The 25,761-nt window shown below is 71.1% G+C and carries 23 protein-coding genes and 2 pseudogenes; 18 read left to right on the top strand and 7 right to left on the bottom strand.

Annotated features, from left to right (window positions below; translation table 11 throughout):
- Positions 1 to 60: 60 nt before the first annotated feature.
- Positions 61 to 702, top strand: a complete 642-nt coding sequence (locus ACZ6R6_RS05405; RefSeq protein WP_470090356.1) for an NUDIX hydrolase — start codon at positions 61 to 63, stop codon at positions 700 to 702.
- Here ACZ6R6_RS05405 and ACZ6R6_RS05400 read toward each other — a convergent pair.
- Positions 652 to 1,203, bottom strand: a complete 552-nt coding sequence (locus ACZ6R6_RS05400; protein WP_470090354.1) for a HEAT repeat domain-containing protein — start codon at positions 1,201 to 1,203, stop codon at positions 652 to 654. The genes ACZ6R6_RS05405 and ACZ6R6_RS05400 overlap by 51 nt on opposite strands.
- A gap of 72 nt (positions 1,204 to 1,275) precedes the next feature.
- Here ACZ6R6_RS05400 and ACZ6R6_RS05395 point away from each other — a divergent pair, with 72 nt between their 5' ends.
- On the top strand, positions 1,276 to 2,475 hold the full coding sequence (locus tag ACZ6R6_RS05395; RefSeq protein WP_470090353.1) for a MarP family serine protease: 1,200 nt from the start codon (positions 1,276 to 1,278) through the stop codon (positions 2,473 to 2,475).
- 47 nt (positions 2,476 to 2,522) lie between these two features.
- On the opposite strand, the gene ACZ6R6_RS05390 is transcribed toward ACZ6R6_RS05395, so the two are convergent.
- The 3 genes from ACZ6R6_RS05390 to ACZ6R6_RS05380 are packed head-to-tail and all read right to left on the bottom strand — an operon-like array spanning position 2,523 to position 4,476.
- Complete coding sequence (locus tag ACZ6R6_RS05390; RefSeq protein WP_470090351.1) at positions 2,523 to 3,044, bottom strand: DUF309 domain-containing protein; 522 nt, start codon at positions 3,042 to 3,044, stop codon at positions 2,523 to 2,525.
- A gap of 38 nt (positions 3,045 to 3,082) precedes the next feature.
- The gene (locus ACZ6R6_RS05385) at positions 3,083 to 4,006 is read right to left on the bottom strand and encodes an alpha/beta fold hydrolase (protein ID WP_470090349.1); all 924 of its coding nucleotides are present in this window, start codon (positions 4,004 to 4,006) and stop codon (positions 3,083 to 3,085) included.
- Entirely contained in the window at positions 4,003 to 4,476 is a 474-nt protein-coding gene (locus ACZ6R6_RS05380) for a phage holin family protein (protein WP_470090347.1), read from the bottom strand. The genes ACZ6R6_RS05385 and ACZ6R6_RS05380 overlap by 4 nt, the downstream gene beginning before the upstream one ends.
- A 411-nt stretch (positions 4,477 to 4,887) precedes the next feature.
- On the opposite strand from ACZ6R6_RS05380, the gene ACZ6R6_RS05375 reads away from it, so the two are divergent.
- Complete coding sequence (locus ACZ6R6_RS05375) at positions 4,888 to 5,127, top strand: hypothetical protein (RefSeq protein WP_470090345.1); 240 nt, start codon at positions 4,888 to 4,890, stop codon at positions 5,125 to 5,127.
- Between the two features lie 135 nt (positions 5,128 to 5,262).
- On the opposite strand, the gene acs is transcribed toward ACZ6R6_RS05375, so the two are convergent.
- Positions 5,263 to 7,248, bottom strand: a complete 1,986-nt coding sequence (gene acs, locus ACZ6R6_RS05370) for an acetate--CoA ligase (RefSeq protein ID WP_470090343.1) — start codon at positions 7,246 to 7,248, stop codon at positions 5,263 to 5,265.
- 314 nt (positions 7,249 to 7,562) lie between these two features.
- Between acs and ACZ6R6_RS05365 the strand changes: the two genes are divergently transcribed.
- The 12 genes and pseudogenes from ACZ6R6_RS05365 to ACZ6R6_RS05310 all read left to right on the top strand — a co-directional run bounded on the left by ACZ6R6_RS05365 (position 7,563) and on the right by ACZ6R6_RS05310 (position 18,747).
- Positions 7,563 to 8,336, top strand: coding sequence for a Fic family protein (locus tag ACZ6R6_RS05365; protein WP_470090341.1), 774 nt, complete (start codon positions 7,563 to 7,565; stop codon positions 8,334 to 8,336).
- Between the two features lie 1,171 nt (positions 8,337 to 9,507).
- The gene (ssd, locus tag ACZ6R6_RS05360) at positions 9,508 to 10,554 is read left to right on the top strand and encodes a septum site-determining protein Ssd (protein WP_470090339.1); all 1,047 of its coding nucleotides are present in this window, start codon (positions 9,508 to 9,510) and stop codon (positions 10,552 to 10,554) included.
- A pseudogene (locus tag ACZ6R6_RS05355) lies at positions 10,551 to 11,714 on the top strand (TadA family conjugal transfer-associated ATPase); the annotation flags it as partial. The gene ssd and the pseudogene ACZ6R6_RS05355, both read left to right, overlap by 4 nt.
- A 335-nt stretch (positions 11,715 to 12,049) precedes the next feature.
- Positions 12,050 to 12,754: a type II secretion system F family protein gene (locus ACZ6R6_RS05350; protein ID WP_470090337.1), complete on the top strand. Its 705-nt coding sequence runs from the start codon at positions 12,050 to 12,052 to the stop codon at positions 12,752 to 12,754.
- Between the two features lie 401 nt (positions 12,755 to 13,155).
- Entirely contained in the window at positions 13,156 to 13,734 is a 579-nt protein-coding gene (locus ACZ6R6_RS05345) for a type II secretion system F family protein (RefSeq protein ID WP_470090335.1), read from the top strand.
- Positions 13,735 to 14,398: 664 nt separating this feature from the next.
- On the top strand, positions 14,399 to 14,725 hold the full coding sequence (locus tag ACZ6R6_RS05340; RefSeq protein WP_470090333.1) for a MerR family transcriptional regulator: 327 nt from the start codon (positions 14,399 to 14,401) through the stop codon (positions 14,723 to 14,725).
- A 165-nt stretch (positions 14,726 to 14,890) separates the two neighbouring features.
- Entirely contained in the window at positions 14,891 to 15,127 is a 237-nt protein-coding gene (locus tag ACZ6R6_RS05335; protein WP_470090332.1) for a DUF4244 domain-containing protein, read from the top strand.
- The gene (locus tag ACZ6R6_RS05330; protein ID WP_470090330.1) at positions 15,124 to 15,504 is read left to right on the top strand and encodes a TadE family type IV pilus minor pilin; all 381 of its coding nucleotides are present in this window, start codon (positions 15,124 to 15,126) and stop codon (positions 15,502 to 15,504) included. Before ACZ6R6_RS05335 ends, ACZ6R6_RS05330 begins: the two co-directional genes overlap by 4 nt.
- A gap of 175 nt (positions 15,505 to 15,679) precedes the next feature.
- A complete protein-coding gene (locus ACZ6R6_RS05325) occupies positions 15,680 to 16,090 on the top strand; it encodes an Rv3654c family TadE-like protein (RefSeq protein ID WP_470090328.1) in 411 nt (136 codons plus the stop codon).
- 312 nt (positions 16,091 to 16,402) lie between these two features.
- Positions 16,403 to 16,726: a YciI family protein gene (locus tag ACZ6R6_RS05320; protein WP_470090327.1), complete on the top strand. Its 324-nt coding sequence runs from the start codon at positions 16,403 to 16,405 to the stop codon at positions 16,724 to 16,726.
- A gap of 53 nt (positions 16,727 to 16,779) precedes the next feature.
- Positions 16,780 to 17,997, top strand: a pseudogene (locus ACZ6R6_RS05315) (RNA polymerase sigma factor); the annotation flags it as partial.
- On the top strand, positions 17,983 to 18,747 hold the full coding sequence (locus ACZ6R6_RS05310) for a site-specific integrase (RefSeq protein WP_470090482.1): 765 nt from the start codon (positions 17,983 to 17,985) through the stop codon (positions 18,745 to 18,747). The pseudogene ACZ6R6_RS05315 and the gene ACZ6R6_RS05310, both read left to right, overlap by 15 nt.
- A 33-nt stretch (positions 18,748 to 18,780) precedes the next feature.
- Here ACZ6R6_RS05310 and ACZ6R6_RS05305 read toward each other — a convergent pair whose 3' ends face one another.
- Complete coding sequence (locus ACZ6R6_RS05305) at positions 18,781 to 19,266, bottom strand: hypothetical protein (RefSeq protein ID WP_470090325.1); 486 nt, start codon at positions 19,264 to 19,266, stop codon at positions 18,781 to 18,783.
- A 795-nt stretch (positions 19,267 to 20,061) separates the two neighbouring features.
- On the opposite strand from ACZ6R6_RS05305, the gene ACZ6R6_RS05300 reads away from it, so the two are divergent.
- Positions 20,062 to 22,083, top strand: coding sequence for a hypothetical protein (locus tag ACZ6R6_RS05300; protein WP_470090324.1), 2,022 nt, complete (start codon positions 20,062 to 20,064; stop codon positions 22,081 to 22,083).
- A 119-nt stretch (positions 22,084 to 22,202) separates the two neighbouring features.
- On the opposite strand, the gene ACZ6R6_RS05295 is transcribed toward ACZ6R6_RS05300, so the two are convergent.
- Positions 22,203 to 24,554, bottom strand: a complete 2,352-nt coding sequence (locus ACZ6R6_RS05295; protein WP_470090323.1) for a DEAD/DEAH box helicase — start codon at positions 24,552 to 24,554, stop codon at positions 22,203 to 22,205.
- 154 nt (positions 24,555 to 24,708) lie between these two features.
- On the opposite strand from ACZ6R6_RS05295, the gene ACZ6R6_RS05290 reads away from it, so the two are divergent.
- Both ACZ6R6_RS05290 and ACZ6R6_RS05285 read left to right on the top strand, forming a co-directional pair.
- On the top strand, positions 24,709 to 25,059 hold the full coding sequence (locus ACZ6R6_RS05290; RefSeq protein ID WP_012887265.1) for an STAS domain-containing protein: 351 nt from the start codon (positions 24,709 to 24,711) through the stop codon (positions 25,057 to 25,059).
- Positions 25,060 to 25,061: 2 nt separating this feature from the next.
- The gene (locus ACZ6R6_RS05285) at positions 25,062 to 25,508 is read left to right on the top strand and encodes an ATP-binding protein (protein ID WP_306860602.1); all 447 of its coding nucleotides are present in this window, start codon (positions 25,062 to 25,064) and stop codon (positions 25,506 to 25,508) included.
- The last annotated feature ends 253 nt before the right edge of the window (positions 25,509 to 25,761 follow it).

Raw genomic sequence — 25,761 nt, 5'->3', positions numbered from 1 at the left:
CTCCCGCGATCCGGGAAGCACAGGACGGGCCGCCGTGTTGCAGAGACCGGAGGTGTGCCCGTGGAAGTGCCCGGATGGTTGGAGACGCTGGCCGAACGGGTCGCGCGGGCACCGGTGCCCCGGCGGCTGCGCCCGCCGGTCTCGGGCGGGCGTCCGGCGGCCGTGCTGATGCTGTTCGGCGAGGGGCCGTCCGGCCCCGACGTGCTGCTGATCCAGCGCAGCTCACGCGGGCGGCGGCACGCCGGGCAGCCAGCGTTCCCGGGCGGCGGTGTGGATCCCGAGGACGGCGGCCCGATCCCCGCCGCGCTGCGCGAGGCCCGGGAGGAGACCGGCCTCGACCCGTCCGGCGTCCACGTGGTCGGCACGATGCCCGAACTGTACGTCTCGCACAGCGAGAACCGGGTCACCCCGGTGCTGGGCTGGTGGCACACCCCCTGCGTGGTGCACGCGGCCTCACCCGACGAGGTGGAGTCGGTGGAGCGCGTCCCGATCAACGAGCTCGTCGACCCGGCCAACCGGCTCAACCTGCGCACCCCGAGCGGTTACTCCAGCCCCGCGTTCCGGGTGCGGGGGCTGTTGGTCTGGGGGTTCACCGCGGGAGTGCTCGACGGGGTGCTCGCCGACTCGGGCTTCGCGCTCCCCTGGGACCGGTCACGGATCGAGGATCTGCCCCCCGACGTCGTCAACCTCGCCTCCCGTTGACAGGGCCAGGCCGAGGCGGGCCCAGTCGGCCACGTCGTCGTCGGGGTCCTTGGCCAGCCGCTGCAGAGCCGCCAGGCCCATCGGGTCGGGCGGGCTGCCCATGATGTTGGGCAGGGCGTAGGCCGCGCCGTACCGGACCCTGGGGTCGATGTGCTCGCCCAGGGCGATCACCGAGGGCAGCGCGCGGCGGTCTCTGAGATGGCCGAAGGCGATCAGCACGGAGTAGAGGACCATGCGGTCGTCCTCGCTGGCGGCCAGGAAGCGCAGCACCGGCAGGCTCCGGTCGACGAATCCGAGCCTGCCCAGGATGTCGACCCCGAGCATCCGCTCGGCGGCGCTGTCGCCCGCGCACAGCCGCCGGGCCGCGGTGAAGGTCTCCAGGTCGCCCCGCGCGTGCAGCATGGTGATCGCGTGCCAGCGGATCGTGCCGTCGTGGTCCTGGTCCCGCAGCGCGGTCTCGATGAGAGACTCCACGGCCGCCGACCCCCCGATCGTTGCCATATGACCACGATAACCGCAGGGACCTACCAGAAGGGGTGCACGCGCGGGGCGGCGGCTGGATACCGTAAAGGGGTGAGCGGTGATCTCCTCGATCTCATCCTGATCGCCCTGATGGTGGCCTTCGCGGTGTCGGGATACCGCCAGGGGTTCATCATCGGGGCCCTGAGCTTTGTCGGATTCGTCGGCGGCGGGCTGCTGGGCATCTTCATCGCCCCGCCGATCGCCGGCGCCATCATCGACGGCGAGACCGAGCGGGCGCTGCTGGCCATCGTCATCGTCTTCCTCACCGCGACGATCGGGCAGTTCGCGTCCTCGACGATCGGCGCGGTGGTCCGCAGCCACGTCACCTGGGAGCCCGCCAAGGTGGTCGACGCGGTCGGCGGCACCTTCGCCAGCGCGTTCTCGGTGCTGATCATCGCCTGGCTGATCGGGTCACTGATCACTTTCTCGCAGTTCACCCTGCTGAGCGAGCAGGTCAACAAGTCCCTGCTGATCAGCACCGTCGACCAGGCGATGCCGAAGGCGGCCAAGGACTTCCAGAAGCCGTTCAAGGACTTCATCGACACCTCCGGCTTCCCCAAGGTGTTCGACGCCATAGGGGGCAGCCAGCTCGTCGAGGTCGAACCGCCCGACCAGAGCGTGCCCAAGGGCGCGCAGCTCTCCCGGGCCCGCCGGGGCATCGTCAAGGTCCAGGGCGTCGCGTCGAGCTGCCGCCGGCACATCGAGGGCACCGGGTTCGTCTACTCCCAGAACAAGATCATGACGAACGCCCACGTGGTCGCGGGGGTCGACCAGGACCTCCAGGTCACCGACTACCTCAACAACGCCCACCCGGCCAGGGTGGTGCTCTACAACCCCGACAGGGACATCGCGATCCTCCACGTCCCCGGCCTGAACATGCCCATCCTGCGCTTCGACGGCACCGCCAAGAAGGGCGACGACGCCATCGTCGCGGGCTTCCCGCACGGCCACGGCTTCACCATGAACGCCGCCCGCATCCGGGTCCAGCAGAAGGCCAAGGGCGGCGACATCTACGAGCGCAAGACCGTCGTCCGCGACGTCTACGCCATCCGCGGCCTGGTCCGGCAGGGCAACTCCGGCGGGCCGTTGCTCACCCCCGACGGCCGCGTCTACGGCGTCGTCTTCGCGGCGGCGCTCGACCAGCAGGAGACCGGTTACGTCCTGACCGCGGCCGAGGTGTCGCCGGACGCCGAAGACGGCTCCAAGCTGTTCAACCGGGTCGACACCCAGGAGTGCGACCAGAACGACTAGGCCGGGTCCCGTTGGAGCGGGTCCCTGGTCGTGCGGGCCGGGCTCCGCTAGAGCAGGTCCCTGATCGCGGCGATGGCCGCCCCGGCGTCCGGACCGTCCACGCCGCCCAGCTTCCGGGCGGTCAGGGCGATCTCCTCGTACGGCATGCCGTACCGGCTGATCCGGTCGGCGCCCCGGGCGAACAGCGCCGTGGCCCCGCGCCGGTTGCCCCGCTGGAGGTGGGTGAGGCCGACGCAGATCTGCGCCAGTCCCTGCCAGAGCTCCCGCTCCTGCTCCGGAGAGGTCTTCCAGCGGCCTTCGAGAACCTCGTGGGCGTGGAACGGCCGGCTCTCGCCGAGCAGCCGGCGCGCCTCGGCGAGGGCCTCGTCGGCGCTGGGCGCGTAGTCGTCCGGGACGCGCTCCACGCCCTCCGCCCCGCGGGGCAGCGGCCGGCCGAAGGCGTCCCGGGGACGCCGGTTGCGGGGCCTGCCGTCCGGATCCCGGTCTCTCGCCGTCGGGGGCCTGCCGTCGGGACCCTGGTCTCTCGCGGTCGGGGGCCTGCTGTCGGGATCCTGGTATTTCGCGTTCATCGGTCGCGGAGCCTCCCCTCCGGGGGTGGGTCTCACGGTCATCGGTCGGGCTCGGGGTCGGACAGCCAGCCGATGAGCTCGGCGTCGAACTCCTCCGGCCGCTCCTCGTGCGGGAAGTGACCCGCCCCCTCGATCAGCCGCCACCGGTAGGGGGCGGCCACGTAGCGGCTGGAGCCCTGGGCGGTGCGGGGCAGGATGTGCCGGTCCAGCTCGCCGTGCAGTTGCAGAGTGGGCGCGGCGATCTCGCTCCGCATGGTCCTGGCGTAGCGCAGCCCGTCGGGGCGGAGCTGGGAGCGGGCGAACCAGCGGTGATACTCCACCGCGCAGTGGGAGACGGTGGGGATGCGGAAGACGTCGCGGTAGATCTTCGCCACCTCCTTCTCCGGCCAGCCCGGCCCGGACCACTCCTCCAGCAGCCGTCCCACCATCGCGCCCTCGTTGGCGGTCAGGCGGCGCTCGGGCAGGAAGGGGAGCTGGAACCCCAGCGCGTAGGCGCCCGCCCTGAGCTGACCGAACGGGTCGCCGAACAGCGCCGAGCGGAGCCTGCGCGGATGTGGGGCCGAGACGGGGACGAGCCGCAGGACCGCCTTGGGGTCGAGCACGGACATCGTCCAGGCCAGCAGCCCGCCCCAGTCGTGGCCGACGACGATGGCGCCGGTCTCGCCCAGCGCCCGGACCAGCCCGGCCGCGTCACCGGCCAGGGTGGGCAGGTCGTAGCCACGCGGTGGTTTGTCGCTGGCGCCGTAGCCCCGCAGGTCGACGGCGACGGCGCGGTAGCCCGCCGCGGGCAGCGAGACGAGCTGGTTGCGCCAGCTCCACCAGAACTGCGGGAATCCGTGCAGCAGCAGCACCAGGGGGCCCTTGCCGGCCTCCACGATGTGGAAGCGGGTGCCCCCGGCGTGCACGGAGCGGTGGGTCCACGGGCCTTCCACCCTGACCAGGGACTCGTCGGGGCGGCTCACTGGCCTGGTCTCACCGGTTCGCGGTGCGTGCCGACCTGGCCCGCGGTGGGGGGAGCGGGCGGCGCGGCGGGGCCGAGCCCGCTCTCGCCGCTCTTGATGGTCTTGAGCGAGCGCAGCGTCCGCTTCATCCCGGTCAGGCCCTTGAGCCGCCGGACGCCGAGGAAGACCAGCAGCCCGGCCACGACCAGGTAGAACACGGTGACGATGGCGAAGGCCAGCCATGTCCACACGCCCAGCTCGACCAGGGCGTAGGCGATGGCGAAGGAGGCCAGGATCAGGCACAGGTGGGCCATGAACGCGGCGGCGCCGAAGAGCCCCGCGGCCATGCCGGCCCGTTTGGCGTCGAACCTCAGCTCGCTCTTCGCCAGCTCGATCTCGGCGCGCACCAGGGTGGAGATCTGGTCGCTGGCCGCGGCGACCAGCGCGCCCAGCGACTCCTCCTGCGGCTCCGTGGGTGGATTCAGTGTCATGAACGATCTCCTATCAAGCGCCGGTATCAGACATCATCCTGCGCGTTGAGGTGGTTGTGCACGCGCCCCCGGAGCAGGATCGCCGCGAGGCCGGTGCCGTGGTGCTCACCAGGAGCACCCCGACGGTCACCGCGTTCACCCGTTCCGGGCCGTCGCAGTAGGCCCGGTCGCCGATGAGCAGGCACACGGCGAACCCGATTGCGGCCGGTATCGAGACGGTGGCCATGTCTCCGCCGGCGCAGTTCCCCCGACAGTCTGGCCAAGCCGGGCCGTACGGCCGGCCGCGCCCCGCCGGAGACATGGAGGAACTTACCCACTACCGGTCCGGCGATCACCCCCGGCACCACTGGGCCGACGACCTCAGCGCCGAGCGTGCCCCTCGCGGGCACGGACACGGACACAGGGACAGGCATGGACGCAGACACGGACGCGGGCATGGACGCGGACGCAGGCACGGACGCGGGCATGGACGCGGACGCAGGCACGGACGCGGGCATGGACGCGGACGCAGGCACGGACGCGGACGCCGTGCAGCCCGCCGAGAACGGGCGGACGCGGTGGTCGGCCGGCTCGGCGGGGGAGCTCCCCTCGCCTGGGCCGCTGTGCGCGTTGGTCATCAGGCCCGGCGCTACCCCGGCGACGGCCGTGTGAACGCCGCCGGTCCCGACGAGACATCGGGCGAGGCGGGGGGCGGCCGGTGGCAGCGGCGGCCCGCACGGGAAAGGCGCGGCCCCGGCGTCGGGGACCGCGCCTTCCGGACGGCGCTCGCCGCCGCTCAGCCGCCGCTCAGTCGTCGCTCTTGGCGCTGGGGAGCTGCTCGGAGATGAGGTTCATCACCGTGCTGTCGGCCAGCGTGGTGACGTCGCCGATGCTGCGGTTCTCGGCCACGTCACGCAGGAGGCGCCGCATGATCTTGCCCGAGCGGGTCTTCGGCAGCTCGGGGACGACCAGGATCTGGCGCGGCTTGGCGATCGGGCCCAAGGTCTTGGCCACGTGGTTGCGGAGCTCGGTGGCGATGTCGGCGCTCTCCTCGGCGTTGCCGCGCAGGATCACGAACGACACGATGGCCTGGCCGGTCACCGGGTCGGTCGCGCCGACCACGGCCGCCTCGGCGACCTTCGGGTGGGAGACCAGGGCCGACTCCACCTCGGTGGTGGAGATGTTGTGGCCGGAGACGAGCATGACGTCGTCGACGCGGCCGAGCAGCCACAGGTCGCCGTCCTCGTCCTTCTTGGCGCCGTCGCCGGCGAAGTACATGCCCTCGAAGCGGGACCAGTAGGTGTCGATGTAGCGCTGGTCGTCACCCCAGATCGTGCGGAGCATGGCCGGCCACGGCTCGCGGAGCACCAGGAAGCCGCCGCCGCCGTTGCCGACGGTGTTGCCCTGGTCGTCGACCACGTCGGCGCTGATGCCGGGCAGCGGGCGCATCGCCGCGCCGGGCTTGGCGGCGGTGACGCCGGGCAGCGGGCTGATCATGATGCCGCCGGTCTCGGTCTGCCACCAGGTGTCCACGACCGGGCAGCGCTCGCCGCCGATGTGCTCGCGGTACCAGACGTAGGCCTCGGGGTTGATCGGCTCGCCGACGCTGCCCAGGATGCGCAGGGACGACATGTCGTACTTGGCGGGGATGTCGTCACCCCACTTCATGAAGGTGCGGATCGCCGTGGGGGCGGTGTAGAGGATCGTGACCTTGTACTTCTGCACGATCTCCCAGAACCGGCCGCGGTGCGGGGTGTCCGGGGTGCCCTCGTAGATGACGCTGGTCGCGCCGTTGGCCAGCGGGCCGTACACGATGTAGGAGTGGCCGGTCACCCAGCCGATGTCGGCGGTGCACCAGTAGACGTCGGTCTCCGGCTTGAGGTCGAACACCGCGTGGTGGGTGTAGGCGACCTGGGTCAGGTAGCCGCCGGTGGTGTGCAGGATGCCCTTGGGCTTACCGGTCGTGCCGCTGGTGTAGAGGATGTAGAGCGGGTCCTCGGAGTCGTGGGCCTGCGCCTGGTGGGCGTCGGACTGCCGGTCCACGAGGTCGTGCCACCAGACGTCCTTCTCGGTCCAGGCCACCTCCTGACCGGTCCTGCGCACGACCAGGACGTGCTCGATGCCCGGGCACTCCTTGACCGCCTCGTCCACGGTCGGCTTGAGGGCGCTGGGCGCGCCCCGGCGGTAGCCGCCGTCGGCGGTGACCACGACCTTGGCGTCGGCGTCCTGGATCCGGCCGCTGAGCGCGCTGGAGGAGAAGCCGCCGAACACCACCGAGTGGATCGCGCCGATGCGGGCGCAGGCGAGCATGGTGATCGGCAGCTCGGGGATCATCGGCATGTAGACGGCGACCCGGTCGCCCTTGCCGACGCCGAGCTCCTGCAGCGCGTTGGCGGCCTTGGCGACCTCGCGCTGCAGGTCCGAGTAGGTGAGAGTGCGGCTGTCGCCTTCCGGCTCGCCCTCCCAGTGGTAGGCGATCTTGTCGCCACGACCGGCCTCGACATGGCGGTCGACACAGTTGTAGGCGATGTTGAGCTCTCCGCCGACGAACCACTTGGCGAAGGGCGCGTTCCATTCGAGGGGGGAGTCCCAGCGCTTGGACCAGTTCAGTCGGTCCGCCTGCTTCTCCCAGAACGCGAGGCGGTCCTGCTCCGCCTCGGCGTAGGCGTCGATGGTCACGTTCGCGGCCGCGGCCAGGTCGGCAGGAGGTGCGAACCGCCGGGTCTCGTGCAGCAGGTTCGACAAGGTCTCCTGGGTCTCACGCGACTCGGAACCAGGTGTCTCCGGGGCCACTGCGCACTCCTTACGTACTGCTAGGTGACTGGTCGTGTCCCACTTCACCAGGCCAGAGGGGCTTGCCACAAGAGGTCTAGACAGGTCTGTACCAATCGGTGATAGGGGTCATAGCGGTTCACAAACGCCTTAACGCCGGGTAATCGTGGGGCAGAAACGTTGCCTTTTCGACACCATAGGAATGTAGAAGGCGTTATTCCGTGCGCTTTAGTACGGCGGTGCGCTGGACGGCGGTATGCGTTCGCCGAACGGTCCGCCGCCGGTTTCGGTGGCGCGGTCGGGGCCTTGTTGACCGGCCGGTAGGGTCGGGGAACGTGAGCGACCCATTGGCTGTCATCGCCGAACTTCCCGGAGTGCCTGAGGCGGTCACCGACACGCGCAAGGCCGTGGACCGGCTTTACGGGCATCGCGTGCTACGGCGCAAGAGCCCGGAGGTGTCGGCCAGATCGGCGCTGCGCGGCGCCCGCGCGTCCGCCGCCCTCGACGGTGTGGACGTCCCGCTTGAGGCCATCCCGGAGGTCACCGACCCCGTCGTCCAGGGGGCGCTGCGGGTCTCGGCCGAGCTGGGGCGGCTCGGCCCGACCTGGCGCGCGGCCCCCCGCCAGGTGCTGGCCAGGCTGCACACCCTCGCGGCCGCCGGTCTCACCGAAGACCTCGGCCGTCCCCGGACCGCCGCCGAGACGCCCGACCCCCTCGGCCTGGGCGCCGCGCCGGGGCCGGAGGAGACCGTGGCCCGGGTCGACGGGCTGGTCGACCTGGTCACCAGGACCTCCAAGGCGCCCGCGCTGGTGCTGGCCGCCATCGTGCACGCCGAACTGGTGGTGCTGCGCCCGTTCGGGTCGGCGGACGGGGTGGTCGCCCGGGCGGCCGAACGGCTGACGCTCGTGGAGTTCGGCCTGGACCCGAAGTCACTGGCGGCCGTCGAGCTGGGCCATCTCGAACTCGGGGCGGCCTACGCCGAGAGCCTGCGGGCCTATCTGGGCGGGACCCCCGACGGGGTCGCGGAGTGGGTGCGGCACTGCGCCTCGGCGGTCACCCTCGGTGTCCGGGAGGCCACGGCGATATGCGAGGCCATGCAGCGCGGCTGATCTCGACAGCCTGCGGCCGACAGCGATCGCTCGCGGGCTGATCACGGAGATCTTCGCCCGCGCTGTAGCGGACCCGTGTCCCCGCGGGTCCGCGCCGTAGTGGATCCGTGTCTCAGCGGGCCCGCACAGCAGCGGGTCCGCGCCTCGGTGGACTCAGTGGGCCCGCGTCTCGGTGGGCCCGCGTCCCGGTGGGCCCGCACAGCAAACGGCGCCCCTGGTATGGGGCGCCGTCGCCGGCACTTCCAGCCGGGTTACCAAGCGTGCACCAGATAATCCTCGGGACGGGACAAGCCCGTCCTGACGGTGCCTCCCGCGGCTCGGCGGCACGTGGGTACCCGGCGGCCGTGCCCGGACAACTGGTCCGTGCAACCTTTCTATGCCTGATCCTGGCTGAGGGGAACCCCTGAAACCAAGACCTTTACAGATCAGGGGACATTCGTGGACGAATCGCCATCTATGCCGCGCCGTGTTCTTGAGGGTGCAGATCGGGACAGATGTGGTCCGCAACCCCTGGGGTCCCGATGATCGAAAACGGATCGACGCGGAGCGTGTCCCATTGAAGGCTGAGTCGCAACTCAACTGTTACCCATGAAAAAAGGTGGCGGAAATTGGAGATTACTCCTCGACGAAACTCAAGTTGATCGGGCAGCATGAGGTGGTATCTCCCCATACTGGAGTGACTGCGCACGGGTTGGCCATGCAATCCGCTTGCCATGCTCCGCTGAAGCTTTCTTCCGAACAGGACCGGCTCTACCCCCCCAGAGCCGGACCGGTTGGCGACCCCCGCTCTCCCCCCCGGCGGGGGTCGCCATTTTTTCCCGGAACGTCCGGCCGCCCCCGATCATCCAGGGGGCGCACCCGCCCCCGCGGAGCCGTCCGGCTCCTCCCGTGTGGATGTAACCTCCCGCCGACCCCGGTGCCCGATACGGCAAGCGGTGCTATGGAGCACGTCGGCACCGGAGCGGTGCGGTCCGGCTCGATCCGGTTTCCGGTTGAGTTCAGTCGGCTCGGCCTGGCGCTCCCTCCGACAGTTGCCCGCAGGCAATTGCCCGCAGATAACTGTCCACAGACGCCGGCGGCCCCTTCCGGCTGTCCACAGAGCGGCGTTCGGCGGCCTCACCGTGGCGGGCTCTCCCGGAAAGTGAGTCCTCCGCACTTCAGGGAGGCACTCTTGGACCGCCCTCTGGTCATCACCGAGGACCACGATCTGCTTGACGATCTGCTCCGTGTCGCCGCAGCGGCCGGAGCCGAGCTCGATGTCGCGCATGTGCCCGCACACGCCCGGCCCCGTTGGAACCGCGCCCCGCTGGTCGTCGTCGGCAGCGACATGGCCGACGCCCTGGCCGCCACCGGACCGCCGCCCAGGCACCGGGTCATCCTTGTCACCCGCACTCCCGAGGATCCCGACACCTGGCGGAAGTGCGTCACGGTCGGCGCCCAGGCCGTGCTGGAGCTGCCCTCGGCCGAGCGACAGCTGGTCGAGGAGTTCGCCGATGTCGTGGAGCCGGCGGCCAGAGCGGGGCTCGTGGTGTGCGTCGCCGCCGGCCGCGGGGGAGCCGGGGCCAGCGTCCTCGCCGCGTCGCTGGCGCTGAGCGCCTCCAGACAGCAGCTCCGCACCCTCCTCGTCGACGCCGACCCGCTCGGCGGCGGTCTGGATCTCCTGCTCGGACAGGAGGAGGCCGTCGGGGCGCGCTGGTCCGACCTGGTCGCCCGCGAGGGGAGGATCAGCTTCACCGCGCTCCAGGCGGCTCTGCCCACCTTCGCCGAGCTGACCCTCCTCTCCTTCCACCGCGGCGAGGTCGAGCCCATCCCCGCCGAGGCGATGCGTTCGGTCCTCGAAGCGGGACGGCGGGGCTTCGACCTGGTGGTCGTCGACCTGCCCCGCCATCCCGACCAGGCCGCTGTGGAGGCACTCAGCAGGGCCTCCACCACCTTGCTGGTCGTCACCGCCGACGTCCGGGGGGTGCTCGCGGCGGCCCAGGTGCTCGCCGGCCTGCGCAAGCACACCGGAGAGGTGCGGGCCGTCGTGCGCGGCGGCGTCCTGGACGACGAGGTGGTGGCGACCTCGCTCCGCATGCCGTATGCAGGCAGTCTCCCCGATCAGCCCCGCCTGGCCGCCGCCCTCAACCGCGGCGACGTCCCCCCACTCGGCCGCCGCACCTTCCTCGGCCGGTTCTGCGCCTCGTTCCTGCACTCGCTGCTCGCGGCGGAGACATGAGGCGGCCCGGCGCCGCCACGGAAGTCTCCCCCGAACTGGTCGAGGCGGTCCGGATACGGCTGGCCCGGACCGGGGTCGAGCCCAGCGCCGCGCACGTCGCGGTCGCCCTCCGGGCGGAGCGGGCGGTGCTCGGCGACGCGGAGATCCTGGCGGTGGCACGTGTCCTGTGCGCCGACCTGATCGGAGCCGGTCCGCTGGAACCCTTGCTGGCCGAGCCCGATGTCACCGATGTGCTGGTGAACGGCCCGCGTGAGGTGTGGGTCGACGACGGTCATGGCCTGCGCCGGACCCCGGTCGTCTTCCCCGGCGAAGACGCGGTCCGGCGGCTCGCCCAGCGCCTCGCCTCCGCCGCGGGCAGGCGTCTGGACGACGCGTGCCCCTATGTCGACGCCCGGCTGGCCGGAGGCGTCCGGCTCCACGCCGTCCTGCCACCCGTGGCGGCCGGAGGCACCTGCCTGTCCCTGCGCCTCCCGCCCCGCCGCACCTTCACCCTCCCCGATCTGGTCGAGGCCGGCACGATCAGGGCCGGCACCGTCCCCGTCCTCACCGCGGTGATCGAGTCGAGGCTGGCCTTCCTCGTCACCGGTGGCACTGGCACGGGGAAGACCACCCTGCTGTCGGCCCTGCTGTCCCTGGCCGATCCCGGTGACCGGCTGCTGTTGGTCGAAGACTCGGCCGAGCTGAGACCGCTCCACCCTCATGTCGTGCGCCTGGAGTCACGCCCGGCCAACCTTGAGGGGGCCGGTGGCGTCTGCCTGCGTGACCTCGTCCGTCAGGCGCTGCGCATGCGCCCGGACCGTCTCGTCGTCGGCGAGGTCCGGGGCGCCGAGGTCGTCGATCTCCTCGCAGCTCTCAACACCGGCCACGAAGGCGGTTGTGGCACCCTCCACGCCAACACCGCGACCGACGTGCCACCCCGCCTGGAGGCCCTGGCATGTGCCGCAGGTCTCAGCCGCGAGGCGGTTCACAGCCAGATCGCCGCCGCCCTGGACGTCGTCATCCATCTCGCTCGCGACCACGCCGACGGCCGCCGGCGGGTGGCCGAGATCTGCATGATGACCCGTCGCCCCTCAGGTCTGGTCGACGCCGAACCGGCCCTCACCTTCTCCCCGGACGGCCGTGCGACCATCGGCCCGGGTCTCCCCGCCCTCATGGCCCGGGCCCCCATCCTCTCCACGCTCCCCGGTCTTGCGCGCCGACCATACGGACCCACCCGGCCCGACCGCCGCCACAAGCAGCCGGAAGTCCCCCCGGCAGCGCACCCCCGGCCACCCGCCCCAGTTCCTGATCTCCTGGGACTGTCACCGGGCGGTCTTATCCCGGATGTCCTGGGGTTGTCGCCGACCGATCCTGCTCCGGGTGTTTCGGGGCTGTCGTCGGGCGGTCTCGTCCCGGATGTCCTGGAGATGTTGCCGCGTGGTCCCGCTCCGGATGCTCCGGGTGCTCCGGGACCGGCACGGGGCGGTCTCGCCCCGGGTGCCCTGGGAGCACTGCCGTGACGACGCTGGCCGTGCTCTTCGCCGCCCTGGCCGCATGGTTGTGGGCCGGGCCCGACCCGGGAACGGCTCGCCTGCGGTGGATACGGCAACAGGCCAGGGGCAGATCACGTTCCCTGCCGGCACTGTTCACCGGCCGCTCGCGGCCCTCCAGGCGTACGGCTGCCTGGCGGACAGCCTCGATCGAGCTGTGCCAGGGGCTGGCGGCGGAGTTGGCCGCCGGGCGTACGGCGGGCGAGGCGCTGGCCCGTGCCGTGTCGGCCGCGGAGTTTCCCGACCCGGTGGCGTTGCGGCCGTTGATCGCTGCGGCGAGGGACGGCGGCGACGTGGCCGCCGCGCTGCTGGCCGCGGCGCCGGAGCAAGGAGGCGAGGCGTTCCGCGGGCTGGCCGCCTGCTGGAAGGTGAGCGTGACCGTCGGAGCGGGCCTGTCCGTCCTCGTCGATCGCCTGGCCGCGTCCCTCCGCGAGGCGCAGGCCCATCGCCAGGACGTCGCCGCCCAGCTCGCGGGCCCCCGCGCCACCGCCCGCCTGCTGGCCGGACTGCCTGTGCTCGGCCTGCTGATGGCGGCGGGGCTGGGCATGCGTCCGCTGCACTTCCTGTTCGGCAGCCCGGCGGGTGTGGGCTGCCTGGCGATCGGCCTCGCGCTCGACGGCTGTGGCCTGTGGTGGACCCACCGCCTGGTCGCCCGTGCGCAGCAGGCTTGAGCTCTCACCGGCCCACGCCGCGCCGGACAGCCGGGCCGCCCGATCTCCCGGCGTCGCCTGCCTCGGAATGTGGCGCCCGCGTGCTGTCTGACCCGCGTTCGGCATGCGGCGCCCGCGTGCTGTCTGACCCGCGTGCTGTCTGACCGGTTCCATAGTCGGCTGATCGTGAGGAGCCAGAGTTGGCCGTTTTGCTTGCCGTCGTGCTTGCCGGGATCGCCGGGTGGCTGTGGACCCCGTCCGATGATCCTGCCGAGCGGCTCCGCCGGGCTCGGCGGAGCCTGGCTTCTCCCACCCGGTTGGCCGGGGCCGTGCCGGGGGCCGGGGTGCCCTCGTTCTCTCCTCAGGCGGGGACGGTCCGTGGTCCGTCCGGTAGGCGGCGGCCGAGCCGGGGAGAGGTGGCGTTGTCCACCGCCATCGGGCTGATGGTGTTTCTCGTCGTCGGTGGAGTGCCGGGAGCCGTCGTGGGGGCGGCGGGCTCCATGGTCGCGTTGATCGCCGTTCGGAGGCGGGAGTCGCCCCGGCTCCGCCGGGAACGGGAGCGGGTGGCGGCGGACCTGCCGCTGGCAGCTGACCTCATGGTCTCCTGCCTGCGCGCCGGGCAGCCGATCACCGGTGCCATCGACGTCACCGTCGAGGCGGTCGGCGGACCGCTCGGCGACCGGCTGGCCTGGGTGGGCGGGCAGTTGAGGCTGGGGGCCACCCCGGAGGACGCCTGGCAGGCTCTCGCAGCCGAACGTCCGCTGGCTCCCCTGGCGCGAATGATGAGCCGGGCCGCCCTCAGCGGCGCCCCGGTGGCCGATGTCCTCACCAGGCTGTCCGACGACTCCCGCCATGCCGCCCGCGCCGTGTCGTCAGCGGCTGCCCGACGGGTCGGGGTCCAGGCTGTCGCCCCGCTGGGCCTCTGTTTCCTGCCCGCCTTCGTTGTTCTCGGCATCATCCCGGTTGTGGCGGGCCTCGCCGGTGGCGTGCTGATTCCTTGAGTTATCCACAGGATCATCTCGGTTGTCCCATGGTTGTCCACAGATGAAGTGGGATCTGTGGACAAATGTTGAAGGTTGCATCGAGTTCCTCCGGTGCGCGCGATGGCCGCCGGACGCATCCGATCCGCTGACAGCCTCGGGATTGCCGGGCACGCCGGAGGTGGCATCGCCTCGTGGCATAGATTATATAGGTTGATGATCAATATAAATCTGTTGTGATCAATGTAGACATTCTCAAGTTCAGCGGATAGTCTATGGCTTACCGCAAGTGAAGATCAGCTTGACGCGGCAGGTCGACCTGCCGCGAAGGCTGGGGGCGCGCTCAAGCTCGACGGGGTGCCAGTGAAGAGGCTCCGGTGGGCGAAGTGTCGCCAGGCGGCCTGCCGGCCGCCCTGAAAGAACGACAAGTGTGCAGATAAGAGGAAGGAGAGATTCGAGCGCCATCAAGATCACCCGCAGTGGACGCAGGAATGCCACGCGGGTGTCGCAGCTCCACGAGATGGAAGGTGGTCTCCGGTTACGCATATGCGATCCAGTGCACTGCCCATACGAGGAGGTTTGTGCGAAATCGAAAGCCGACATAATGGTCGGTAGATGGTGTTGAAACTCTCTGGGCCTCGGTGCTATAGCACCGGGGCCCTTGTCCGCGCTCTCGGAAGGTGCAATGGCTCCAGCCTCCCCGGCTCCGGCCGACAAATTCGACGACGATGACTATCCCGCGTACTCGATGGGCAGGGCCGCGGAGATGCTCGGTGTCACCCCCGCGTTTCTGCGCAGCCTCGGCGCCGCGAAGCTGATCGAGCCGCAGCGGTCGAGTGGCGGCCATCGCCGCTACTCCCGCCACCAGCTCCGTCTCGCCGCCCGGGCGCGCGAGCTGATCGACCAGGGGACCAGTCTGGACTCAGCCTGCCGCATCATCATTCTGGAAGATCAATTAACGGAAGCTCTGCGGCTCAACGCCGAACTGAAGGAGCGCACGGAATCGGCGTGACGGCGGTCGCCCGGATCTTCCGGCGGCCGCTGCCCGTGGTTGTCCACAGGCGATGGCGTAAGTTCCACAGAATGCTGTTCGTGTCCATAGGGCCACCTGTCCATAAGGAAATCTGGTGCGACAGATGCCGGGTGCTGGGCCTGGCTGGATTTCCGGGAGGAAACGATGGCTCAATCGACCGTCGGCGGCGTCCGACGTGATCGGCTGCGGTGGCTGCGCGCCCGCTGGACACTATTGATCACTGGCCCAGGCCGCGATCGAGGCATGTCCACCGCCGAATACGCGGTAGGCACGATAGCCGCCTGTGCTTTCGCCGCCCTCCTTTTCAAGGTGGTGTCGAGTCCGGAGGTCCAACAGATGATCTCGGAGCTGATCAACCGGGCGCTGAACGTGGCCGGGTGACCCTCGTGGGGCCGATCGTCCATGCCGGTGGATCGAAGGGATCGGTGACCGCGGAGACCGCGGTTGTCCTGCCTGCCGTGGTGGTGATGCTGGCCGCCGCGTTGTGGGGGGTGGCGGCGGTCGGTGCGCAGCTGGAGTGTGTGGACGCGGCCCGGGCGGGAGCCCGTGCCGCCTCGCGCGGTGAATCGCTGGAACGGGTGCGGGGTGGCGTTCTGGCAGCCGCCCCAGCAGGCGCGCACGTCATGGTGACCCGGAGCGCGGAGGTGACCCGGGTGGAGGTCTCGGCAAGCGTCAGACCCCGCTGGGGTGCCTCACTTCCGGCGGTCACCGTCCGGGCGACCGCGGTCTCCGCCACAGAGCCGGGAGCTGAGCGATGAGACGGGTCTTCGGCGGTGAGGGCGCTGTGGGGGCGGCGATGGAGTGGGCGCCTTGCGCCGGGAGTTCGGGGGCGCTGTGGACGGAGCGGTGAGGCTGCCGGCGACAGGGGATGAGGTCGGGGCGCGGGGCGGTGTGTGTCGAGGGTTCTGGGGTGTCTCCTGCGAGCTCCGGGGCGTGTGTCGTGGGCCTTGGGGTGCGTGTCGATGGCTCCGGGAGACGCGCGGGAGCGATCGGGGCGCGGCGACGGTCTGGGTGGCCGGGCTCATGGCGCTGGTCTTCGCGGTGGCCGCGGCGGTCATGTTCGCCGGCGCGGCCAGGGTGGCCCGTCACCGCGCGCAGAGCGCCGCCGATCTGAGTGCGCTCGCTGCAGCCCGTCTGGCCTTCGCCGCCCCGGACCGTGGCTGCGCACGGGCGTCTTCGCTTGCCGGAGAGAACGGAGCGAAGATCATGCGGTGCTCCATCGGCGGTGACGGCATCGCCGATGTCCAGGTGGCCGTACGGCTTTCGCTGCCCGTGGTGGGCAACTTGACGATCATGGCCAGCGCGCGGGCCGGGCCCGTCCACATCACCGGCTTCACCGGCTGATCCGGATCCTGTCCCCCGAGTCTGTCCCTCCCGAAGGTCTGCCCGCCCAGAGCAGATGCCTCATCCCCGCCCGGTGTGGAGGCACTTTCCGAGATGGGGCCCTGCGTGGGGTGGGCGGCCAGTCCGGGGTGGAGGTTCTGCGTGGGGTGGGCGGCCAGTCCGGGGTGGATTCTGCGTGGGGTGGGCGCCTCTTCTGGGGCCACAGGGGTTAGCCATCCGGTGAACTGACAGGGAACGCTGCGATTCCCTGTCAGATAGGTTTGTTCGACGCGTAGGCAGATCAACGGAAGAGAAGTGCGAGGAGAACGCCCCATGCGCTACCTGATGACGACCAAGCCCACTGACGCCGCCCCCAACGAGAACCTCTACCTGGAGATGGGCAAGTTCATCGAGGAGCTGACGGCGGCGGGTGTCCTGCTGGCCACCGGCGGTCTGGAGCCGGGCGGCGTGCGCGTGACGTCCTTCGGCGAGGAGATCACGGTGATGGACGGGCCGTTCGCCGAGGCCAAGGAGGCCGTGGCCGGCTTCGCCCTGGTCGAGGTGCGCTCCAAGGAGGAGGCGATCGAGTTGACCCGCCGTTTCCGCAAGATCGTAGGTGACGGCGAGAGCGTGATCCAGCAGGTCTTCGGCCCGTGAACCGCTGATGGCGCCGCCCGGGTTTGCGAGCGGATGAGGGCGGTGCTGTCATCGTGTTCGTGACGGACGTCCATCGCACGGTCGACGCGGTCTGGAAACTGGAGTCGGCAAAGATCATCGCTGGGCTCACGCGGCTGGTGCGTGACGTCGGTCTCGCCGAGGAGCTGGCCCAGGACGCGCTCGTCTCCGCGCTCGAACAGTGGCCGGAGTCAGGCGTCCCGGACAACCCCGGCGCCTGGCTGATGACCATCGCCAAGCGCCGCGCCGTCGACCACATACGGCGGTCCCAGCGTCTGGAGCGCAAGCACGAGCAGCTCGCCCACGAGCTGGACCAGCAGGACCCCGAGCAGAACCCCGAGCAGGACGACGTCCTGCGGCTGATGTTCATCTCCTGCCATCCGACGCTTCCGACCGAGGCGCGGGTCGCGCTGACGCTCCGGCTGCTCGGTGGTCTGACGGCCGCGGAGATCGCGCGGGCGTTCCTGGTCAACGAGCCGAGGATCGCCCAGCGTATCGCCGGGGCGAAGCGGGCGTTGGCCGAGGAGCAGGTGCCGTTCGAGCTGCCGGACGGCTCGGAACTGGCCGAGCGCCTGTCGTCGGTGCTGGAGGTCATTTATCTGATCTTCAACGAGGGATACTCGGCGACCTCCGGGGACGACCTGATGCGGCCGGGGCTCTGCCTTGAGGCGCTGCGGCTGGGCCGGCTGCTGGCCGAACTCGCACCGTACGAGGCCGAGGTGCACGGCCTGGTCGCGCTGATGGAGATCCAGGCGTCCCGCTCGGCCGCGCGGACCGGGCCGTCGGGTGAGCCCGTCCAACTGCACGAGCAGAACCGGGGGCGCTGGGATCAGCTGCTCATCCGCCGTGGTTTCACCGCGATGCTGCGGGCGCGGGAGGTCGGCGGCACGCCCGGCCCGTACGTGCTGCAGGCGGCGATCGCCGTGTGCCACGCGCAGGCGCGGACCTCCGAGGACACCGACTGGAGGCAGATCGCGGCCCTGTACGAGGCGCTGGCCCGGCTGCTGCCGACACCGATCGTGCAGCTCAACCGGGCTGTGGCGCTCGGGATGGCGTACGGCCCGCAGCGCGGGCTCGACCTGGTCGACTCGTTGACCGCCGATCCCGTGTTGCAGGATTACCACCTTCTCCCGGGCGTCCGGGGCGATCTCCTGATCCGGCTGGGACGGTACGGAGAGGCGCGCCTGGAGTTCGAGCGGGCCGCCTCTCTCACCAGGAACGTCGCTGAGCGTGCCTTCCTGCGCCGTCGCGCGGACGAGATCGCTGTTTCCGGCACGCCGGGTGTCACCCTCGCGCAGGCCGCTCAGGATTTCCTGGGACGCGGCGACCTGGACGCCGGGACGGTCCGCTCGTACGGACAGACCCTGCGGCGCCTGCGCCTGACCCTGGGCGATCAGATGCCGCTGGCCGCCCTGACCGCCGACCAGGTGGCGCGGGTGTTCGCGACGGCCTGGGGTGAGTCGGCGGCCAGCACCTGGAACCGGCACCGGTCGGCCGTCCGGTCGTTCGGCGCCTGGGCGTCCTTGGACCACCTCGGGGCGGCGCTCGACCGGCGCGCCGAGGTCCGTACCCCGACGGAGACGATCGGCCCTGCACAGCTGGAGGCGCTCTGGAACCGTACCGACCTGCGGCTGCGCGAACGGACCCTGTGGCGGCTGCTGCACGAGTCGGCGGCCGGGGTGACGACCGTCCTGTCCCTGAACGTCGAGGACCTGGACCTGGACGACCGTCGGGCCCGCGCGGGCGACACCTGGGTGAGCTGGCGTTCCGGGACCGCCCGGCTCCTCCCTCACCTGGTGGCCGGCCGGACCCGCGGTCCTCTGTTCCTCGCCGACCGGCGGCCCGGACCGTCCCGGATGCCGGCGGACACCGACCTGTGCCCGGAGACGGGCCGCCGCCGACTGTCCTACGAGCGGGCCGAATACCTCTTCAAACAGGCCACCAAGTCCCTGGACTCGGCGGGCGGCGGCTACACCCTCCGGCAGCTCAAGCCCCGTCCCTGACCGCCGGGCGGCGGCCGGACGGGAAGGCCCGGGTCAGTGAGCGGCCGTCGCCGAAAGCTCACCCACGGCGTCGGCGTAGTAGGTCGATCCGGCCACGTGGAAGGCGAGCTGACGGAAGGTCCAGCCCTTGCCGGGGGAGCGGTCGAGCTGGTCGGGCGTGAGCGCGTTCAGCCGGTCCGTCCAGATCTGGGCAAGCCGGGTGATGCGGCTGTGGGCCTCGTCCAGGTCCTGCTCGGTGAAGGGGGCGAGGTCGGCCGGGGTGGTGGTCGCCGAGGCGTGCCAGTGATCGGGGATGGTCTCGTGTCCGGCCAGCCGGGCCTCCATCTCGGCGAGGTGGTCCAGAAGGTGATCGGCCACCCGTCGGATCGCCTTGTGCGGGGTGTAGACCCGCCCGTCGATATGCGCCGGACGGCCGTCCCACGCGGTCCACGTGCTCGCCAGGCGGAGGACGTGATCGGCCATCGCGGTCACGACCTGTGCCGGATCGCGGTCATCGGTGACCGGGGACTCATCGCTCATCGTCGGGCTCTCTCTCGAAACACTGCGCGGATGTCGTGGTCGGGCCGCCAGGCGGTCGAGGCGACGGAGATTCCGGCGGCCGACGTCCGCACACGTTAGGTTGCCGACATTTCGGCGGCTGATGAAACGTGGGCGTGGTAGCGATCGAACGATGACCCGGCCGTCAGGCCCGCGACCGGATGGAGCGATCACGTTCTCCCGCCGCCGCGCCACGGCGGCATGCCGTACGAGTTTTCCCGGCAGGAATCTCCGGGGGCTTTTGTGGAGGCCCGTATGCCGATCCAGCCGATCCATTGGATATGCCCCGTGGATATGACGGAGTTGACGACATATAGCCCCGTATCCGCCGGGAGCTTCATTCACGCGATGAGCGTGTCGGCGTGATCGGAACGGCCCGCCGGACCGTGCGGCCGGACCGCCATGAGGCGGCCGTCAAAGCGCCGGTGAGGGGAGGTGAGAATCGGGGAAAAGGGGGGATTGAATGATCTTGTCGGCCCCTTGTGGGCAAGGTCGCAATCGAATCACGACTTCTTAGACGACATGTCCAAAAGCCGGAAATCTCACGTAAGGTTCCGCTTACCCTCGGTCCGTGTTGTCTCGCCCTCAGACCTGGGAAGGGTGGATCGCGGGTCGCCGGGGCGCGGCACCGCCGAGCGGTCCGCCCCGATCGCGATCGCGGGTCCGGGGGAGCCGGGCCGGTGCGAGCCGGTCCGGAGAGCCGGCACGTCCGGTCGTCGTGTGACCGTCCGCCCCGGGCGGCCGGGCGGCGCGCGGCTCTCGACGAAGGGAGGCTCCGTGACGACGGTCCGCAGGCTGGTCGCCGTGGCGGCGATCGCACCGCTGGTGTCCATGTCCGCCGTGCTCGCCGCCGCGGGTCCGGCGCAGGCCACAGCGCGGCTGAACGTCCCGTCGCGGGTCACCTCCAACGGCGCGGTGACGCTCTCCGGCACGGTCGATCTGCTGTTCGACGCCGTCCTCTCGGTCAACGGCCGGCAGGTGGCGAAGGGGGACCGGAAGGTCTCCTACTCGTGGAATCCCCGGAACCGCCCCAACGGCAGCTACGAGATCAAACTTGAGCAGCGGGGCAAGCTCCTCGGCGCCGGGTGGCACGAGGCTCGCAGAACCCTGGTCCAGGCCGCTCCCCCGGCGCCGCCGAGCAGGGTGAAGGCCAGGCTGCGCGGCAACCAGGCCGTGGTGACCTGGGACAAGGGGGCCGAGCCCGACCTGCGGGGCTATACGGTTCACACCAGCCAGACCGGCAAGGTCGGCTCGGTGCGGGTGGCCAATGCCTGCTCCGGCGGCTCGTGCCGGGTGACCCTGTCCGTCCCGGCGAAGGCGGCCGGTCGGCGGATCGGGTTCACGGTGCGGGCACTGCGCGATGACGGCGGCGGCGGCACCCTGTCCTCGGGCGGCTCGGCCGTCGCCTCGGTGGCCGTCCCCGCCCCCAGGGCACCGCGGACCACCCAGGACACCGGGAGCCGGGACGCCGGCGGCGACAGGAGCGCCGGGAGCCGGGACGGGACGGCCCGGCAGGACACCGGCGGGAGCGCCGACGGCCGGCAGAGCGGGAAGACCGGCCGGAAGAACGACGACGCCCGGCAGAGCGGCGTCCAGGACCTGCCGCGGCTCCCGGCCAAGAAGCCCACGACGGCCCCGACCCGGTCGCCGAGGACGGCGGCCGCGCCCACGGAGGCCCCCAGGCGTCCGGCCACGGTCAAGGACGGCGGCGGCCCCGCACGGCCGTCCACCAAGCGGGACGACAAGCGCGACGACAAGCGGGACGCCGGCACGGCGACGGCCGAGACCGGGACGGAGCCGGCCGCTGACCCCGCGCCCACCGGTACGGACGTCACATCGGTCACGGACACCAAGATCGCGGCCCGGTCGTCGGAGTCGCCGGACGGCGGGATGAGCCGGTACGGCATCCTCATCGCCGGCGGACTGATCCTGCTGCTGCTCGGCGCGCACGGCGGTGCCTGGGTCCGCCGCAGGCTGCTGGCCGCCGACGACGACGGCGCGGGTGGGACCGGAGCCGCGGCGATGATCAACGACCCCGGCGGGGACGGCACGCCCGAGGCCGCTTCCGGGTCCGCCGGGGACACCGGCGCGGCCACCGCCACCGCCGCTCCCCGGCGCTCCGCCGCCCCGGCCGCTCCTCAGCGGCCCACCACCCCGGCCGTCCCCCGGCGGCCCGCCGTCATCCTTGCGGTGGTCAAGACGGGGCAGTCCCCGCCGTCCTCCGCGCGCCCTCCCTCGGCGCGGCGGGGACCGGCTCACTCCCCGGTACGGCAGGCCCCCGCCCAGCACTCTCCGGCTCCCGCCCAGCACTCTCCGGCTCCCGCCCAGCACTCTCCGGCTCCCGCCCAGCCGGCTCCGTCCGGACAGCCTCCCGCCCAGCGGGCTCCGTCCGGACAGCCTTCCGTCCGGTCGGTTCCGTCCGGGCAGCCTCCCGCCCGATACTCTCCGGACTCTCCGGCTTCCGCCCCGGATCCGTCCGAGCAGGCTTCCGCCGGGCCGGATCCGCTCTCCGGACCCGTTCCGGCACCCCGGCCGGGACCCGCCCGCCTGGCGCTGCCCGTCGCGGCTCCGATCCCCGAGGTGGGTTCCGTCACCCCGGTGGCGGTCCGGATCGGTGACCGGTGGGACGGCTACCTCCCGCCCGCGCCCCGATCCATGGAGGACAGCGGTTTCTGGGAGCGCCCACAGCCGGGGGCGACCGACTTCTGGGCCGCCGACAAGGACGAGGACGAGGACGAGGAGAAGGCCGAGGACGGCCCGTCCTACTCGGGCGGTCGCCGCGTCCCCGGCGGCGGCTGACCCCTGCCGGGCACGCGCCTCACGGCGGTCTCATCTGCGGCCCCGTACGCCCCGGAGGGCCCTTCGCGGAGCGGCGGATCCTTTCGGGGGACGGAGAACGGGGCGGCGATCTCCCGCGATCATGTTTCCCGCGGGTCGGCGGAGAGCAGGACGGCCAGGAGCCGGAGGGCTCCCGCCTTGTCCAGGGGCTCGTTGCCGTTGCCGCACTTGGGCGACTGGATGCAGGAGGGACAGCCGCGTTCGCACTCGCAGGAGGCGATGGCCTCCCGGGTGGCCGTGAGCCAGTCGAGGGCGCGGGCGTAGCCGCGTTCGGCGAAGCCCGCGCCGCCTTCGTGGCCGTCGTAGACGAAGACGGTCAGCAGCCCGGTGTCAGGGTGGAGCTCGGTGGAGACGCCGCCGATGTCCCAGCGGTCACAGGTGGCGAAGAGCGGGAGCAGGCCGATGGCGGCGTGCTCGGCCGCGTGCGCGGCCCCGCCCAGGTCGAGGCCGTCCTCGGCGAGGGGGACGACCGCGGAGGTGGGCAGCGTCCACCACACCGCCCGGGTGCGCAGCGTGCGCGGGGGCAGGTCGAGGGGCTCGTCGCCGAGGAGCTCGCCGCTCTGCGCGCGGCGCTTGAGATAGGACACGACCTGGCGGGTCACCTCCACCGAGCCGAAGTGGAGCTCTCCGGGGCCGAGCGGGTGCGAGCGGAGCGACTCCAGCACCGAGATCTCGGTGACGTCTCTGGCGAAGGTCGTGTAGTCGGTGGCCCCGGCCTCGACGAGGGCGACCCCCGACTCCAGGTCGAGCTCGACGACCAGATACGTCTCTCCCTGGTGGACGTAGACGGCGCCGGTGTGCACGGTCGTGTGGGCCGAGGGTTCGTCCACGGTGCCGAGCAGCCGCCCGGTGGACGCCTCCACGACCTGGACCGGCGCGCCGCCCGCGCCGCGGATGTCGGCGAGGTCGGTGGCCCGTTCGCGGCTGGTCCAGAACCAGCCCGTGGCGCGCTCCCTGAGCAGGCCGTCGGTGACCAGGCCGGCGAGCACCTCCTTGGCGGCCGGGCCGAAGGTCTCCAGGTCGTCGCGGGTGAGCGGGATCTCGGCGGCGGCGGCGCACAGGTGGGGCCCCAGCACGTAGGGGTTGTCGGGGTCGAGCACGATCGCCTCGACGGGTCGGCCGAACAGCGCCTCGGGGTGGTGGACCAGGTAGGTGTCCAGCGGGTCGTCCCTGGCGATCAGCACCGCCAGGGCGTCCTGTCCGGCCCGCCCGGCCCGTCCGGCCTGCTGCCAGAGCGACGCCCGGGTGCCCGGCCAGCCCGCGATGAGGACGGCGTCGAGCCCGGACACGTCGACGCCGAGTTCCAGCGCGTTGGTGGTCGCCAGTCCGAGCAGGTCTCCCGACCGGAACGCCTTCTCCAGCCCCCGGCGGTCCTCGGCCAGGTATCCGGCCCGGTAGGCGGCGACCTTGTCCGGCAGGTCCTTCGGCGCCCCCACGTCGACCACGAGGTCCTGGAGCTTCGCCCGGGTGGTGAGGGCCACGGATTCGGCGGCGCGCCGGGAGCGGACGAAGGCCAGGGTGCGGACGTCGGCGATCACCAGGTCCGCGAGGAGGTCGGCGCTCTCGGCGGTGGCGGGACGGCGGAGGGGGGCGCCGCCCTCACCGCGTAGATCGGTCAGGGGAGGCTCCCACAGGGCGAAGGTGGTCGCGCCCCGAGGGGAGGCGTCGGCGGTCACCTCGGCCATCTGGAGGCCCGTCAGGCGCATCGCGAAGGTCCCGGGCTCGCTGGCCGTGGCCGAGGAGAGCACGAAGGTGGGGCGGGAGCCGTACCGCGCGCAGATCCGGCGCAGGCGGCGCAGGATCTGGGCCACGTGGGAGCCGAACACGCCCCGGTAGCCGTGGCATTCGTCCACCACGACCATCCGCAGCCGCCGCCAGAAGGCCGACCAGTTGGCGTGGCGGGGCAGCAGGGTGCGGTGGAGCATGTCCGGGTTGGTCAGGAGGTAGTTGGCGTGCTTGCGGACCCAGGCCCGTTCCTCGAAGGAGGTGTCGCCGTCGAAGGTGGCGGCGCGGAGCTCGGGGAGGTCGAGCTCGTTCAGGGCGCGGAGCTGGTCGGCGGCCAGTGCCTTGGTAGGCGTGAGGTAAAGGATCGTGCCGCCGTCGAGCACCGCGGAGAGGGCGGGGACCAGGTAGGAGAGGGATTTGCCCGAGGCGGTCCCTGTGGCAATGATCACGTTTTGACCACGACGCGCCAGTTCAGCGGCCTCGGCTTGATGTGGCCACAGGCCAGAAACACCTTGGTTCGCCCAGCGCGTAACCAGACTCTCGTCGACCCACTCCGGCCAGTGGGCTTGACCTGCTTGACGTGCTGGAACATGCTCCACGTGGGTCACGCGTTCACGACGTGCGGGGACGCCGAGCAGGTGGGTGAGCGCGGAGCCCGCTCGGAGCGAGGAGGATGAGGGCGGAGTCACTGGTTTCCAGTCTGGCATCTGTGGGCAGAGTCGCCGGGAATCGTGATTTCGTATAGACACTGAGCGTACGCATGGTTGAATGCCGCGCGTCGGGGCTTGTCGTCTGGGGGCCACCCGGTCCCAGGAGTCACGCCTGAATCGGTACTTTCGCAGGCAAGGCGCTGGAGGATCTGTGGATCTGAAGTTGGACCACCATTCCGAGGACCGTCTCACCATCGTTGAGGTCGAGGGTGAGATCGATGTCTACACCGCGCCCAGATTGCGTGAGCTCCTGATCGACCTGGTCAACAAGGGGAACTTCCACCTCCTGGTCAACATGGAGAAGGTCGACTTCCTTGACTCAACGGGACTTGGCGTCCTGGTCGGCGGGCTCAAGCGAGTTCGGGCGCACGACGGCTCACTGGAGCTGGTCTGCACCCAGGAGCGCATCCTGAAGATCTTCCGGATCACCGGGCTGACCAAGGTCTTCGGGATCTACGCCTCGGTGGAGGAGGCCAAGGAAGCCCACGGCCGAGACAAGTAGTCGTGGCTACCGTCGAGCTGACGTTCAGCGCTCTCCCCGCGCACGTGCGCACGGCACGCCTGGTCGCCACGGCGATCGCCAGGCGCACCGGCGTGGCGGAGTCGCTGCTGGACGAGGTACGGCTCGCCGTCGGTGAAGCGTGCTCCCGGGCCGTCGAGGCGCACCGCCTCCACTGTCCGGGGGAGCCGATCCGCATCGAGCTACGTGATGATCTGGGGCGCTTCGAGGTGACTGTCACCGACTCCGCCCCGAGTGATGAACTGGAGCAGGAGCGCGAGCTGTTACGGTTCGACGATCCGCTCGGGCAGCTTCCCGACACCATGATGACCGGCTTCGGCATCGCGGTCATCGTGGGACTGGCCGACGACGTCCAGGTCTACCCCAGCCAGAAGGGCATGCGCATCCGCATGAGCTGGCCTGCGGCGACCAACGGTCTGTCTCCGGTCTGACGGCAGAGAGCCCCGAAAGCCGGGCGCGCCCATCGGGCGCGCCCGGCTTTCCGTATGTGGGTACGTACTTTCGGTCAAAACATAATTTTGATACGTGTAGGCCGAAATTAGAGGGAAATGCGGGTTTAAGGTCCGTAGTGCCGCTCAGAAGAACCTTATAAGCAGGCCGGTCGATGGCGATTGCTGAACGCGCTGTTAAAACAGCCGCGCGCAGAGGCTTCATATCCGCGTCGTAGCTGCGTAGACTCCCGGC

It is taken from the genome of Streptosporangium sp. NPDC048886 (genome assembly GCF_055586905.1).
This window is presented reverse-complemented; position numbering and strand designations above follow the sequence as displayed.

What these genes read in the sequence shown, in the direction of transcription:
- ACZ6R6_RS05400 (WP_470090354.1), bottom strand. Translation starts at nt 1,203, where the DNA reads ATGGCAACGATCGGGGGGTCGGCGGCCGTGGAGTCTCTCATCGAGACC.
- ACZ6R6_RS05340 (WP_470090333.1), top strand. Translation starts at nt 14,399, where the DNA reads ATGGCTCCAGCCTCCCCGGCTCCGGCCGACAAATTCGACGACGATGAC.
- ACZ6R6_RS05375 (WP_470090345.1), top strand. Translation starts at nt 4,888, where the DNA reads ATGGACGCAGACACGGACGCGGGCATGGACGCGGACGCAGGCACGGAC.
- ACZ6R6_RS05305 (WP_470090325.1), bottom strand. Translation starts at nt 19,266, where the DNA reads ATGAGCGATGAGTCCCCGGTCACCGATGACCGCGATCCGGCACAGGTC.
- ACZ6R6_RS05320 (WP_470090327.1), top strand. Translation starts at nt 16,403, where the DNA reads ATGCGCTACCTGATGACGACCAAGCCCACTGACGCCGCCCCCAACGAG.
- ACZ6R6_RS05295 (WP_470090323.1), bottom strand. Translation starts at nt 24,554, where the DNA reads ATGCCAGACTGGAAACCAGTGACTCCGCCCTCATCCTCCTCGCTCCGA.
- ACZ6R6_RS05335 (WP_470090332.1), top strand. Translation starts at nt 14,891, where the DNA reads ATGGCTCAATCGACCGTCGGCGGCGTCCGACGTGATCGGCTGCGGTGG.
- ACZ6R6_RS05390 (WP_470090351.1), bottom strand. Translation starts at nt 3,044, where the DNA reads ATGAACGCGAAATACCAGGATCCCGACAGCAGGCCCCCGACCGCGAGA.
- ACZ6R6_RS05380 (WP_470090347.1), bottom strand. Translation starts at nt 4,476, where the DNA reads ATGACACTGAATCCACCCACGGAGCCGCAGGAGGAGTCGCTGGGCGCG.